General features: G+C 71.7%; 9 protein-coding genes. 7 read left to right on the forward strand and 2 right to left on the reverse strand.

Translation table 11 applies throughout. From position 1 onward, the window contains the following. Nucleotides 1-112: 112 nt before the first annotated feature. The 6 genes from drmA (at nt 113) to R2S09_RS33485 (ending at nt 8,615) form a co-directional block, all read left to right on the forward strand. Complete coding sequence (gene drmA / locus R2S09_RS33460; protein WP_316745092.1) at nt 113-3,937, forward strand: DISARM system helicase DrmA; 3,825 nt, start codon at nt 113-115, stop codon at nt 3,935-3,937. After that, the gene (locus R2S09_RS33465) at nt 3,934-5,829 is read left to right on the forward strand and encodes a DUF1998 domain-containing protein (protein ID WP_316745093.1); all 1,896 of its coding nucleotides are present in this window, start codon (nt 3,934-3,936) and stop codon (nt 5,827-5,829) included. The genes drmA and R2S09_RS33465 overlap by 4 nt, the downstream gene beginning before the upstream one ends. Beyond that, entirely contained in the window at nt 5,826-6,590 is a 765-nt protein-coding gene (drmC, locus tag R2S09_RS33470; protein ID WP_316745095.1) for a DISARM system phospholipase D-like protein DrmC, read from the forward strand. The genes R2S09_RS33465 and drmC overlap by 4 nt, the downstream gene beginning before the upstream one ends. Nucleotides 6,591-7,056: 466 nt before the next feature. After that, nucleotides 7,057-7,476 carry an aspartate 1-decarboxylase gene (panD, locus tag R2S09_RS33475; RefSeq protein WP_316745097.1) on the forward strand — a complete coding sequence of 140 codons (420 nt, stop codon included), beginning with the start codon at nt 7,057-7,059 and terminating at the stop codon, nt 7,474-7,476. Nucleotides 7,477-7,512: 36 nt separating this feature from the next. Continuing rightward, a complete protein-coding gene (locus tag R2S09_RS33480) occupies nt 7,513-7,857 on the forward strand; it encodes a GNAT family N-acetyltransferase (RefSeq protein WP_316745099.1) in 345 nt (114 codons plus the stop codon). A gap of 20 nt (nt 7,858-7,877) precedes the next feature. Then, a complete protein-coding gene (locus R2S09_RS33485; protein WP_316745106.1) occupies nt 7,878-8,615 on the forward strand; it encodes an aspartate/glutamate racemase family protein in 738 nt (245 codons plus the stop codon). Between the two features lie 671 nt (nt 8,616-9,286). Here R2S09_RS33485 and gndA read toward each other — a convergent pair. After that, the gene (gene gndA / locus R2S09_RS33490) at nt 9,287-10,726 is read right to left on the reverse strand and encodes an NADP-dependent phosphogluconate dehydrogenase (protein WP_316745100.1); all 1,440 of its coding nucleotides are present in this window, start codon (nt 10,724-10,726) and stop codon (nt 9,287-9,289) included. 316 nt (nt 10,727-11,042) lie between these two features. Here gndA and R2S09_RS33495 point away from each other — a divergent pair, with 316 nt between their 5' ends. Next, the gene (locus R2S09_RS33495; protein ID WP_316745101.1) at nt 11,043-12,407 is read left to right on the forward strand and encodes a transglycosylase family protein; all 1,365 of its coding nucleotides are present in this window, start codon (nt 11,043-11,045) and stop codon (nt 12,405-12,407) included. On the opposite strand, the gene R2S09_RS33500 is transcribed toward R2S09_RS33495, so the two are convergent. Beyond that, nucleotides 12,397-13,653: a DMT family transporter gene (locus R2S09_RS33500; protein ID WP_316745103.1), complete on the reverse strand. Its 1,257-nt coding sequence runs from the start codon at nt 13,651-13,653 to the stop codon at nt 12,397-12,399. The two genes, R2S09_RS33495 and R2S09_RS33500, sit on opposite strands and share 11 nt — an antisense overlap. Between the last annotated feature and the right edge of the window lie 257 nt (nt 13,654-13,910).

The raw sequence follows: 13,910 nt of genomic DNA on the forward strand, positions 1-13,910 counted from the left end.
GGACCTACCCATAATCGTTGTGTGAACTCAGTCAACGATCTATATTTCTGATGCCGTCACACCATCGGCGCACGCCCGTACTTCAACGGACCCGTCCGGAAGGACCCACCGCATGCCGGCCCAGCCTGCCCAGGCCGATGTACCGCACCCGCTCGACGAAGTCCCCCAGACCTTCCGGCCCGGGGACTCCTACGCGGTGAGGGACGCGCTCGTGGCCTACATCCGCCGGGATCTGCTGGGCCCCTGGGACGGCGAGACGGAGACCCTGCCGAGCGCCTCCTCCGGGCCACGAGACCGGTACCTCGTCGGCATGCTCGGTCCGCGCCCCCTGTCCGTCACCACCGACCGCATCGCCCGTGCGGCCGCTCAGAGCGCGGACGGCGAGTCGGGCGACGAGCAGGAGGGCGACGACAGCGATCTCCAGGACCGGTTGAGCCCGCAGGCCGCCGGACACATCTGGGCGTCCTCCATGGGGCTGTCCTTCACCGTCCCGGCCTCCGTCGGCACCCTCAGCGCCACCGTCCGCTGGGGACGCTACACGCAGTCGGAGGAGGCCACCGACCGGGGCACGACCCGCAGGGTCTGGTCGCGCGAGCCCGTCGAGCGCCTGGTGGACATCGACGTGACCGGCGGAGCCGACCGGGCCGTCGAACTCGACGGCGACGCCGTGGTCCTCGACGTCCAGGTACGCCGGCACACCAGCCGTACGGGCGCAGAAGACCTGCGCATCGTCGAGCTAGCGCTGGTGAACCGGCAGCCGGACAGCCGGGACGCACGCGACGCCCACTGGCTCTTCCAGACCGAGATCGACGTCACCGCCTTTCCCGACGAGCAGGCGGCGGTCTTCCTGCCGGTCGACGATCCGCTGGACACGCCCGGCCAAGGCAACGTGCCGGAAGACGCCGAGGAGCGACGGCTGCGCCTCCTGTATCGGGACAGCCTCAGCCACGCCAAGGGCCGCAATGTGGCCGTGCACGCGCACGTCCGTGAGGGCGAGCGCAACGCCCGCCGCCTGACCACCGTCTGGCTCCCCGAGTACGACGTGAGAGCCACCACCGCGCCGTCACTGGAGGAGCAGGACCTGCTCCAGGGGCTCGAGCTGAGCATGGACGAACTGGCGGCGCTCGCCGTGCCCGACCGCCGGGCCGAACTCAGCGCGGCCCTCGCTCCGCTGGCCGACGGGTACGCCGCCTGGCTGGAACGGCAGCGCCACGCCGCGCGCTCGCTCCCCGACGACCTGCGCGAGTCAGCCGAGGTCGCGATCGAGCAAGCACTTGAGGTGTGCGACCGCATCACACTCGGCATCGACCGGCTCGTGGCCGACGACACCGCCCTGACGGCCTTCCGGTTCGCCAACCGCGCCATGGCCCTGCAGCGACGCAACACCGCCATCGCAGCCGCCCGGGCCGGCCGCGAGAACGACCCCCTCTCCTACCGCGAGGCCCACTCCGAGGTCCACGGCAAGGGGAAGGAGGCGGCCAGCTGGCGTCCGTTCCAGCTCGCCTTCGTCCTGCTGAACATCGCCTCACTCACCGAGCCCGGACACCCGCATCGCGGCACCGGCCGCCAAGCCCTCGTCGATCTGCTGTTCTTCCCGACCGGTGGTGGCAAGACCGAGGCGTATCTGGGCCTGGCCGCCTACACCTTCGCGCTGCGGCGCCTGCAGGGCACGATCGGCTCGGGAGCCGAGGCCCGCAGCGGCGAGGCCGGGGTGGGCGTCCTCATGCGCTACACCCTGCGGCTCCTGACAGCGCAGCAGTTCCAGCGCGCGGCCGCCCTGGTGAGCGCCTGTGAAGTCCTGCGCCGCCACGAGTTCGCGCGGGATCGGCGCTGGGGTGCCACCCCGTTCCGCATCGGACTCTGGGTGGGCACCTCCGTCTCGCCGAACTGGTTCGACGAAGCGAAGGAACAGATCGCCGAAGCCAAGGAGAACGCCAGCGACAAGCACGCCCGCGTCCTCCAGGTCCTCACCTGCCCCTGGTGCGGCAGCGGACTGACCGCGCGCTCCAACATGGAGTACGACGAGGGACGCCGCCGAATACTGCTGTACTGCCCGCGCGGCGAGGGGGAGGACCGCTGCCCCTTCTCCCGCCGCGAGGCGCCCGGCGAGGGCATTCCCGTCCTCACCGTCGACGAGGAGATCTACCGGCTGGCGCCCTCGCTGCTGATCGCCACGGTCGACAAGTTCGCCCAGCTCCCGTGGAACGGCTACGCCGGCCTGCTGTTCGGCAGGGTCACCGAGCTGTGCCCCCGCCACGGTTACCGCCACGACGACCTGGACGCCAAGACCGGTTGCGGTGCCCGGCACAACGCCAGGGGCGACCTCCCCGGTGTCACCGCCCAGCCCGTCACCCGCCTGCGGCCGCCGGACCTGATCATCCAGGACGAGCTGCACCTGATATCCGGGGCTCTCGGCACCACGGTCGGCCTCTTCGAAGCCGCCGTCGACCAGTTGTGCACATGGAGCTTCACCGACGCCCACGGACGGCGCCGGGAAACCGGTCCCAAGATCGTCGCATCCACCGCGACCACCAAGCGGGCCGCCGACCAGGTGCGCGGTGTCTTCGGCCGCGAGGTCGCCGTCTTCCCGCCCCAAGTGCTCGATGTCGGCGACACCTTCTTCTCCCGGCAGGCGGAGCTGAGCAGGGACACCCCCGGCCGTCGCTATCTCGGCGTGTGCGCGCACGGCACGCGTCTGAAGGCGGCCGAGATCCGCGTCGCGGAGATCCTGTTGCTCGCGGGGCAGCAGCTCTTCGACGACTACGGCCGGCCGGCGGACCCGTACATGACCCTCGTCGGCTACTTCAACGCGACGCGTGAACTCGCCGGCATGCGGCGGTACATGGACGACGACATCACCACCCGTGTGCGGGCCAACGGCAGCCGCAAGGGCCAGGACACGCTGTCCGACCGCATCGTGAGCAGAGCGGGGATGCTCAGCATCCAGGAGCTGACCTCCCGTATCTCCTCGGCGGACATCGGCGCCGCCCTGAAGCGGCTGGAGATCGAGTTCGACCCCGAGCGTGACACCTCGGTCCGTCGCCGAGCCCTCCTGCGCGAGTACGCGGCGGCAGTGAAGGAGAAGCGCGAACCGCGTGCCTCCATGACCCCGACCGTCCGTCAGGCCGTGGACGTGGTCCTCGCCACCTCCATGCTGCAGGTCGGTGTCGACGTCTCCCGCTTCGGCCTGATGCTGGTCGTCGGTCAGCCCAAGAACACCGCCGAGTACATCCAGGCGTCCTCCCGGGTCGGCCGTGACGCTGCACGTCCCGGCCTGGTCGTGACCCTCTACAACTGGTCGCGCCCCCGTGACCTCGCACACTACGAGGACTTCGAGCACTACCACGCCACCTTCTACCGTCAGGTGGAGGCCCTCTCCGTCACCCCGTACACCCGCCGGGCACTCGACCGAGGCGTCGCCGCCACCTACGTCGCCGCCCTGCGGCACGCGGCCTACGACACTTCCCGCAATCTCGACGCCCACCACGTCGACCTCGACGGAGAGCTGGCGCAGGGCGTGGAACGGCGGCTCCTGGAACGTGCCGAACGGGTGGGACGCGACCGGGCCCGCCAGTACCTGAGTGAACGGCTGGACCGGCTGAAGGACGAATGGCGCCGCAAGCGCGACGAGAGCAGCTCGGCGCTCGGCTACCGCAAGGAGAAGCACAAGACGACCGTCGTGAACGGACTGCTGAGGCGGGCGGACGGGTCCCGGTGGACCGAGCTCACCGTCGGCATGTCGATGCGTGAGACGGAGAACGAGATCAACCTGCTCCTGCCTGGCGGGGGAGCGTTCCTGGAGGAACCCTCGGGCGGCGGACCCGATTGGTCGTTCGGCGCCTCAGGGACCGACACCGACCCCGACACGGCGACCACCGTGGACAGCGACGAGTACGGCCCCGTCACGGCCGACACGGTCAGGAAGGCGCAGCGATGAGCACCCATGGCAGCAACCGCAGGGTCGGTGCCGTACGGCCGAGCCACCTCATGTTCACCGCCGGTGTCGGCGCCCTTGTCGACCTGCCCAACTTCTCGGTGCTCATCCGGGGTCTCGATTCCTGGAGCCACTCCGGCGTCACCGACTACGACATCGACGAGCCGCGGCTCCGCGCCGCCGTCAACCGATCCCTGCAGCGCTACGGGCGCGGACAGGTCGAGCAGCTGCGCGCCGCTCCCTGGCTCGAGGGCGCCGACACGGACCCCAAGGGCTGGGCGGCGCAGGGGGTGGGAGTGCCCGTCACGCCCTTCCCGCAGTGGCTGCGCTGCACAGCGTGCAACGTCCTGGCCGCCATCGACTCAGGGGAGTTCGCCTTCGTCAACTCCAACCCACGGGCACCGCACGAGGCGAAGTTCGTCCACGACTGCAAGCGCGGAAAACCACTCGCCGTGGCTGCCCGCTTCACGCTGGTCTGCACCGCCGGCCATCTCGACGAGTTCCCTTACACCGCGTACGTCCACCACGGCCAAGCCTGCGGCAAGACGCCGCGCCCCAAACTGCGCATGAAGGACCACGGCGGCAACCAGGCCGCCAACGTGACCATCGAGTGCGTCGCCTGCGGTGTGAAGCGCAACATCCGGGAAGCCATGGGCGAGCGTGGCCGCCGTAACCTGCCTTCGTGCCGTGGACGGCACCCGCACCTCGGCACCTACGAGCCGAACAGCTGCGAGAAGGAACCGGTCCTGATGGTGGCGGGAGCGTCCAACCAGTGGTTCCCGCTCACCCTCAGTGCCCTGGCCCTCCCCAAGGCACAGGGCGGAGACATCGACAAGCTCCTCGACGACCACTGGCCCGACCTCGAACTCATAGACGACAGCAGTCAGTTCGACTTCATGGCGCGCATGCCCAAGTTCGCCTTCCTCAAGGAGTTTGACGCCGACGCGGTGGTCGCGGCGATCACAGCCCGCAAGCAGGGGACGGCCGGACCGGCTCCCTCCGCACCCGACGTCCAAGCCGACCTCTTCGGACCCGAATGGGAAGCACTCTCCGGGCCCGTCCCCGCACCCAGCGACGACTTCGCACTGCGCCAGATCCCGGTCCCGGCCCTTCTGAGCGACTTCTTCGCCGACCTACGGCAGGTCGAACGGCTGCGCGAGGCGCGGGCGCTGATCGGCTTCACACGACTCGACGCGCCCGACCCGGAATCGCCGGAGATCGCCACGCGTGTCGAGCTGTCCCGCGGGGTTCGGAACTGGGTGCCGGCCAGCGAGGTGCGCGGCGAGGGCGTCTTCCTGCGTGTGCGAGACGACCTGATGGCCGAGTGGGTCGCGCGTATGGACAAGTCGCCACAGATGGAAGCGCACCGGGAGGCGTACGCGCGGTTCCGCTCCAACCGGAAGTCGGACCGCAAGACCAGTGACTTCGATCCCTATTACGGCTGGCCCGGAGCACGGTACATCGCGCTGCACACCCTCTCCCATCTACTGATCCGCACCATCGCGCTGGAATGCGGCTACAACTCCGCCTCGCTCGCAGAACGGATCTACGCGGGAGACGAGCACAACCCGCGGACCGGCATTCTCATCTACACCGCGGTTCCGGATTCCGAGGGCACTCTGGGCGGTCTCGTCTCCCTTGCCGAGGAGCGGGAGTTCGATCGGATCGTGAGCCGGGCTCTGGCGGATGCCTGTCACTGCTCGGCCGACCCGCTCTGCGCCGAACGCCTGCCGCACGACCCGGCCGACTTCCTTCACGGAGCCGCGTGCCATGTCTGCCTGTTCGTGTCGGAAACCACGTGCGAACGCGGCAACAGGTTCCTGGACCGTCGTTTCCTCGTCCCGCTGGCAGGGGACAAGGATCCGGTGCTGACGCCGACCGGTCTGCTGCCGTGAGCCGACCCGCGTTCGAGGCCGCTGCCGAGGCCGCGGTCGCGGCCCTCGGACTCTCCCGGAGCAAGGACCTCGCCGGCCTGCTGGCCCAGGCACGTTCCAGGGAGCGGATACTGACCGAACTGGCGACCCCGGGAGTCGGCGAGGCCGTCGCGCGACTCTGCGACGCGATGCAGTCGGAGTCGGTGCCGCCCGCCGAGGCGGCTGCCTATGTGCGCGGCTATGCCGCCGCCCGACGACTGGCCCGGGATACGGTACGGGTCTGCACGGTGTGGAGTGGCCCCTCGACACCAGCCGTGCCGGTGCGCGCCACAGCCCAGGTGCTCATCGAGGTGATCAACGGGGCGCAGCACGAACTGCTGGCCATGACGTACGCGGCCCGTCCTTATCCGGCACTGACCCGAGCCCTGAGGACGGCTGCGGACAGGGGCGTGGAGATACACGTCGTGGTCGAGACACTGGCAGGCTCCGGCGGACTTCTCTCGGGAAAGGAACCCGCCGACGCGTTCGCCTCCGTGCCCGGGCTGGTTCTGTGGGTATGGGACCGGAACCCGGCCGAACAGGCCGGCTCACGCCAGCACGCCAAGCTCGCGGTCGCCGATCGCCGCACCCTCTTTCTCGGCAGCGCCAACCTGACCGAGTCCGCGGTTCGGCGCAACATCGAGGCTGGTGTGCTGGTGACCGGCGGGGAAGCACCGCGGCGGGCGGCAGAGCACATCGTGGAGCTGCAGCGTCTCGGCGTACTCAGGCATTTTCCGACCTGAACGAGAGGCTGAGCCTTCTCGTCGGTGCGGCAGTTGCCCGCCTACGGCCTTCGGGACGATGGCTTGGAGACCGTCACGGAGTCGTTGATCTCCTTCCGACCCGTACGAACCACCGTCATCACCGATGCCGCCCATGACTCGGCGGTCGTCCAGGGGCTGCCTCTGGATCGACGACCACAGCCTGGTCATCAGCGAGATGCCTTACGACGTCTAAAATGCGTCCGGCTTCGGCAAGGACATGGCTGCCGTGAGGACGGCTGCCGCTGAGGTCGTCCGCGCATGGAGTCAAGGACTGAATGGGGCCTCGGCGCCGACCTGACGGTGCGTTGGAAAAGTCAGCAATAGGTCAGTGTGAGTCCTGAGACACCTGGGGACAGCTGACCGAAGACGCGAATGGTTGTAGCCTCCGGACACGGCCCTTGACCTGCAAAGGCAGGCAGGGAGCAGACAAACCGGGAGATTCTTCGTGTTCCGTACAATGTTCAAGTCCAAGATCCACCGTGCCACCGTCACCCAGGCCGACCTGCACTACGTGGGATCGGTGACCATCGACGCGGACCTGCTGGACGCGGCCGATCTGCTGCCCGGTGAGCTCGTGCACATCGTCGACATCACCAACGGGTCCCGGCTGGAGACGTACGTCATCGAGGGCGAGCGGGGGTCGGGGGTCGTCGGCATCAACGGGGCGGCGGCGCACCTCGTGCACCCCGGTGACCTCGTGATCATCATCAGCTACGCTCAGGTGACCGACGCCGAGGCACGGACGCTGAAGCCGCGGGTGGTGCACGTGGACGCGGGCAACCGGATCGTGGAGCTGGGCGCCGACCCGTCCGCTCCCGTACCGGGCACGGACCAGCAGCGCAGCCCGCAGGCCGTACCCGCCTGACCGCCGCCGAACGACACGTCCAGGAGGAGCCGGCCGATGGCTGACATCGACATCCGCGACGACCGAGCGGCCGGCCGCCTGGAGGCGGTCGCCGACGGTGAAGTGGTGGGCCGCGTCGAGTACTTCGTCCTCGACGGGCCCCGGCGCGCGCTGGTGCCCGTGCACACGATCGTGGAGCCGGCCCATGAGGGCAAGGGCATCGCGGGCTCGCTGGCGCGCGAGATCCACGCCATGGCGCAGCGAGAGGACACCACCGTGGCCCCGCTGTGCCCGTACGTCGTCGGGTGGGCCGAGCGCCACCCGGAGGAGGCCCCGGCGGCCGACCCCGAGCTGCTGGAAGCCGCACAGGCCTGGCTCGCGGCACATCCCGGGCGGTTCTGAACATGACGGGCGGCTCGGCGGTGCTCGCCCTGCTGCACACCTCGCCGGTGCACGTCCCGGTCTTCGACGCATTGCGCAACAGGCACCATCCGCACCTGCGACTGCGGCACTTCGTCGACGAGGAACTGCTGCACCGGGCCCGCCGGGAGAGCCCGGACGCGGTGACCGACGAGGTGCGGGCGGTGCTCGACCGCGCGGTCGCGGAGGGTGCCCGCGCGGTGCTGTGCACCTGCTCGACCATCGGCGGCGTCGCGGAGACGGTCGGTGCGGGAGCGAAGGTGCCGGTGCTGCGCGTGGACCGGCCCATGGCCGCTGCGGCGGTGGCCGCCGGCCCGCGCGTGGTCGTCGTCGCCACGGTGGAGAGCACCCTCGCGCCGACCGTCGCCCTCATCGAGGACGAGGCGCGCCGCGCCGGCCGGCCCGTCACCGTCCGCCCCCTCCTCGTCGGCAGTGCCTGGGCGCGCTTCCAGGCCGGCGACACCGAGGGGTACGTCCGCGAGGTGGCGGGCGCGGCCGACGCGATCGGCTCCGCCGACGCCGACGTGATCGTCCTCGCCCAGGCCTCCATGGCCCCGGCCCAGCACCTGACCACGACACCCGTCCCCACCCTCTCCAGCCCCCGCCCCGGACTCGCGGCAGCGGCAAGGGCAACCGAGACCACGCAGACCACGCAGACCGCGCTGCCGCCCGAGACCTCCGTGGCCACTGGGATCTCCGGGCCTGCCGAGCTCGGGCGGGCCGACGGGATCCCTGGGTAGTCGCATCGCGGTCGCGGCCGGGATTGCGGAGACCGCCGGGACGCCGGAGGCCACCTGATCCGTGCCCGCGGCCCACGCCCCTCGCAGCCGCGCCCGGTGAGCCCAGCCGGGTCCTCGGGCTCATGCCCTTGGGTGACTGGCCGGGCGGCCGTCGGGTAGGCGGGGGAGTAGTCCAAGGCGATGTCGAACGACTGGCTGGAGGACGGAGCACCATGACGAACCCCTACCCCGACCCTGTTTCGCCGCCACCGACGCCGGGCCCGGACCCCCAGCAACCCGAGCCGTACCCGGAGCCGCACCCGGCCCCCGAGCCGCATCCGGTCCCGGAGCCGCACCCCGTCCCCGAGCCGCCCCCGGTTCCGGGACCACCGCCGGGCCCCGGGCCGACCCCGCCCCCGGAGCCGACCCCGCCCCCGGCACCCGGGCCGCCGCCTCCGGGACCTGGGCCCACACCGCCGCAGCCCGGGCCGACGCCCGAGCCCTCCCCGTCCCCGATTCCACCGGGCCCGGAGCCCGTGCCGAGTCCCGAGCCGGGGCCACCCCTCACCTGAGATCAGGAGCGCAGGAGATCAGGAGCGCAGGGGATCAGGGGATCCAGGCGCGTCCCCCGCACGCCGACGGTGGGCGGCCCCGGGCCGCCCACCGTCCTCGTCCGTTCGAGCCGCGCGCTCTTACGCGCTCACCTCCGACCGGTCACCGCCCCACAGCGTGTGGAAGGAGCCGTCCCGGTCCACGCGCCGGTAGGTATGCGCGCCGAAGAAGTCGCGCTGGCCCTGGGTGAGGGCGGCCGGCAGCCGCTCGGCGCGCAGGGCGTCGTAGTAGGCGAGCGCGGCCGAGAAGCCGGGCGTCGGCACGCCCTGCCGCGTCGCCGCGACCAGCACCTCGCGCCAGTCGTCCTGGGCCGCCGCGATCTCCTGGGCGAAGGTCTCGTCGGACAGGAGGCTCGGCAGGTCGGGGCGGGCGTCGTACGCGGCGCGGATACGGTCCAGGAAGGCCGCGCGGATGATGCAGCCGCCGCGCCAGATGGCGGAGACGGCACCGAGGTCGATGTCCCAGCCGTACTCCTCGCTGCCCGCCGCGATCTCGTGGAAGCCCTGTGTGTAGGAGACGATCTTCGAGGCGTACAGCGCCTGCTCCACCCGGTCCGCGAAGGCCGCCGCCTCCGCTTCGGACAGCGGGGAGGCTTTCGGGCCGGCCAGGGAGCGCGAGGCCTCCCGCAGCGCCGCGTGCCCGGACAGGGAGCGCGCGAAGACCGCCTCCGCGATGCCCGACACCGGCACGCCCAGGTCGAGGGCGATCTGCACCGTCCAGCGGCCCGTGCCCTTCTGCTCGGCCTGGTCCGTCACCACGTCCACGAACGGCTTGCCCGTCGCCGCGTCCACGTGCGACAGCACCTCGGCGGTGATCTCGATCAGATACGAGTCCAGCCGCCCCGTGTTCCAGGTACGGAAGATCTCCGCGATCCGGGCGGGGGAGTACCCGGCCACGTCGCGCAGCAGCTGGTACGCCTCGCCGATCAGCTGCATGTCGGCGTACTCGATGCCGTTGTGCACCATCTTCACGAAGTGACCGGCACCGTCCGGGCCGATGTGGGTGACGCACGGCGCGCCGTCCTTCGCCTTCGCGGAGATCTTCTCCAGCATCGGGCCCAGCGAGCCGTACGACTCCGTCGAGCCGCCCGGCATGATGCTGGGCCCGTGCAGCGCGCCCTCCTCGCCGCCGGAGATGCCCGTGCCGACGAAGTGGATGCCCTGCTCGCGCAGCTCACGCTCGCGGCGCCGGGTGTCCGCGAAGTGCGCGTTGCCACCGTCGATGATCATGTCGCCGGGCTCCAGCAGCGGAGCGAACTCCTGGATCACCGCGTCCGTCGGCTCGCCCGCCTTCACCATGATCACCAGGCGGCGCGGCCGCTCCAGCGCCGCCACGAAATCCTTGGCGGTCTCGGCCGCGACGAAGTCGCCCTCGTGCCCGAACTCCTCCACCAGCTCGTGCGTCCGCGCCACCGTCCGGTTGTGCAGCGCGACCGTGTAGCCGTTGCGCGCGAAGTTTCGGGCGAGGTTGCGGCCCATGACCGCGAGCCCCGTCACGCCGATCTGGGCTGTTGTGCTCATACCGCCTGCTCCTCAAGGATCCGGTGGATCATCGGCTGGAACCCCTTCGACCATCCTGGCGTGCCCCCGCGGCCACCGCACATCCGGACCCGGTCCGCCGCACGGCACGTCCACGACATCCTCCCTTACGTACCGCATCTGCCCGTTGCCTCAGCGCGGACACGACCGATCCGATCGGCGAATACAACCGATCCGGCCAACGGAAGCCATCTGTCGGCCACTTGTGCCGCCGAAGCGGCCGACAGCCGTCTTGTCATGGCTCGTTCGCGGCATTTACTTTTGCCCCTCCTGACGCATGGCGAGGGGGGCTTCAGACATGGCCGCACGCGGCCGGCACCGCCGGTACCAGCCGAACAGGATCAACCGCGCCTCACTCACCGTCACCGCGGGCGGCGCGGGCATGGCCCTCCCGCTCATCGGTGCGGGCGCCGCGCACGCGGCCGACGCGTCCACCTGGAACAAGGTCGCCGCCTGCGAGTCGAGCGGCAACTGGAGCATCAACACCGGCAACGGCTTCTACGGCGGCCTGCAGTTCACCAGGTCCACCTGGGAGGCGTACGGCGGCACGCGGTACGCGCCGCGCGCCGACCTGGCCACCAGGGACCAGCAGATCGCGATCGCGGAGAAGGTGCTCGACGGCCAGGGCCCCGGCGCCTGGCCGGTGTGCTCGGTGCGGGCCGGTCTGACCCGCGGCGGCGGCGACCCCGGCGTCCACCCGGACGGCGCGGCGGCCCGGCAGGCGCAGAGCCGGGGCAGCACGAACACCGCGGGCGGGGACGGCTCCAAGGGCCACGACGGCTCCAAGCGCACCGACAGTTCCAAGCGCACCAACAGCTCCAAGGGTGCTGGGCGCGACGGGAGTTCGGTCCGTGACGTGCGGCCGCAGGCCACTCCCCAGTCCCGCGCCGGGCGGGCCGAGATGTACACGGTGGTCCGCGGCGACACCCTCTCCGGGATCGCCGAGGAGCGTCACGTCCGGGGCGGCTGGCACCAGCTGTACGCCGCCAACCGCGCCACGGTCGGCGACGACCCGGATCTGATCCTGCCGGGCCAGCGCCTCTCCCTCCTCACCGGCCGGACGACCCAGCCGGCCCGCACGACCCAGCCGGCCCGGACGACCCAGCCGGCCCGGACGACCCAGCCGGCCCGCACGGGCCGTCCGGCCGCCGAGGAGAGCTCCACCGCCACGCGTCCGTCCGGCCGGACCGCGACGAAGCCCGCCACCCGGGGCGACCGGAGCGGGCCGAGCAAAGCCGGCCGGCCCCACACCGCCTCGCACACCCTCGTCGCCCCCGTGCGGGGCCCGCTCGGCACGGGCTACCGCGTGTCAGGGCCCCACTGGTCGAAGGGCTACCACACCGGCGTCGACTTCGAGGTGCCCACCGGGACGTCCGTGCACGCGGCCGCAGCCGGGCGGGTGGTCGACGCCGGGTGGGGCGGTGCCTACGGCTACCAGGTGGTGATCCGGCACGCCGACGGCCGCTACACCCAGTACGGGCATCTGTCGGCGATCTCCGTACGGGCCGGGCAGACGGTCACCGCCGGGCAGCGCATAGGGCGCTCGGGGGCCACGGGCAACGTGACCGGCCCGCATCTGCACTTCGAGGTGCGGACGGGGCCCGGTTTCGGTACGGACATCGACCCGGTCGCCTATCTCCGGGCCGGCGGCGTCACGATCTGACGCGGGCGCCGACGCCGGCGCGGCGCCGGTCCAGGGCGGGTATCGGGACGTACGTCCCGCCGTAGAAGGAGACACCGCAGAGCGGGCCGGCGCAGTACGGGCCGGCGTGGAAGACGCCGGGGAAGAGCGGCGCTTCGCCGCCCGGCCCGCCACCGGTCTCCGTCGCCGCGCCGGCGCCCACCACCCTGGCGCCGGCGGCGCCGACGCCCGCCGCCCCGGGGGACGGCGCTGCGGGGACGAGGGTGTCCGCCGGCGCCGTGCCGGCCTGCCCGAGAACGGGAACCTCGGGCGTCCGCGCCCCGTTCCTCGGCGTCCCGGTCGCCGACGCCTCCTCCGGGATCTGCTCCTCCGGCGCCAGGCCTCCCAGCGGCGGCAGGCCTCCCGCCGCGGTCTCACCGGCCGGCAGCGACTCGTCCGCGCGCCCGAGGCGTTCGGTGGTCAGCAGGATCAGGCCGCCGGTGGCCACCACACCGCAGCCCAGGGCGAGCACGGTGCCGGTGGTGCCGTAGCGGAAGGTCTCACCGAACATGGTGATGCCGACCGCCGCCGCCACCACCGGGTTCACCACCGTCAGCGTGGCCAGTGGCGCGGCCAGGCCGCCGCCCCGGTACGACGCCTGCGACAGCAGCATGCCCGCCGTGGCGAGGACGCCTATCGCGGCCAGGGACGGCAGATCCGACGCCGAGACGCCGTCGCTCCAGTCCACGGCGACCGTCTTGGTGAACACCGAGGACATGCCGAAGGCGATGCCGGAGCCGGTGGCGAGCAGCACGCTGCGCACGGCCGGGTGCCGGTGCGCGGCCCGGCCGGCGACCGTCAGCGCCACCACCGCACCGCCGGTGACCACGGCCACGGCCAGGCGCTGCGCGGCGCTGAGCGACTGCGTGTCCGACGCGCCCACCAGGGACAGCAGACCCGCCAGACCCACCGTCGCCATGATCGCGCCCCGCCACGCCGCGGCCCCCGCCCGGCGGCCGACGAAGAGGGCGGCCATGGGCAGCGCGAACACGATGGTCAGGGCACCCAGCGGCTGGACCAGGCTGAGCGGACCGCAGGCCAGCGCCACCACGTGCAGCAGCCCGCCGAGTCCGTTGAGCGCGACCGCCGCCCACCAGGCGGGCCGGCGCAGCGGCGCGTACTCTTCGCCGGAGGCGGACACCGCGACGCGCTCCTGCACGATCGCGCCGCCGGCGTAGGCGACGGCGGACACGAGCGACAGCAGCACGGACAGCGCGAGGGCGCTCATGAGCTGCTCCTCTGCGGGACGCGGGGGCCGCGGGCCCGGCGCGGCGAAGGGTCGGCTTCCATGGTCCACAAGCCTGCCGTGCCGATCTCTCTCCGTCGTCGTCCCTGAGCACGCAATGGGTCATACTGCCGATGGAGTACGGATCACGCACAGTCCTCCCCTGGGTGGGCGACTCGGGGTGGACACCCCCTGGTGGAACCCCCTAAGGGGTCCTTGCACTATGTCCGTCCGGGTCGGACGCTCAGAGTGCAACGACC

The organism is Streptomyces sp. MK7 (genome assembly GCF_032658145.1).
Lineage (GTDB): Bacteria > Actinomycetota > Actinomycetes > Streptomycetales > Streptomycetaceae > Streptomyces > Streptomyces spiralis.

What these genes read in the sequence shown, in the direction of transcription:
- R2S09_RS33480 (WP_316745099.1), top strand. Translation starts at nt 7,513, where the DNA reads ATGGCTGACATCGACATCCGCGACGACCGAGCGGCCGGCCGCCTGGAG.
- R2S09_RS33495 (WP_316745101.1), top strand. Translation starts at nt 11,043, where the DNA reads ATGGCCGCACGCGGCCGGCACCGCCGGTACCAGCCGAACAGGATCAAC.
- R2S09_RS33465 (WP_316745093.1), top strand. Translation starts at nt 3,934, where the DNA reads ATGAGCACCCATGGCAGCAACCGCAGGGTCGGTGCCGTACGGCCGAGC.
- drmA (WP_316745092.1), top strand. Translation starts at nt 113, where the DNA reads ATGCCGGCCCAGCCTGCCCAGGCCGATGTACCGCACCCGCTCGACGAA.
- R2S09_RS33500 (WP_316745103.1), bottom strand. Translation starts at nt 13,653, where the DNA reads ATGAGCGCCCTCGCGCTGTCCGTGCTGCTGTCGCTCGTGTCCGCCGTC.
- gndA (WP_316745100.1), bottom strand. Translation starts at nt 10,726, where the DNA reads ATGAGCACAACAGCCCAGATCGGCGTGACGGGGCTCGCGGTCATGGGC.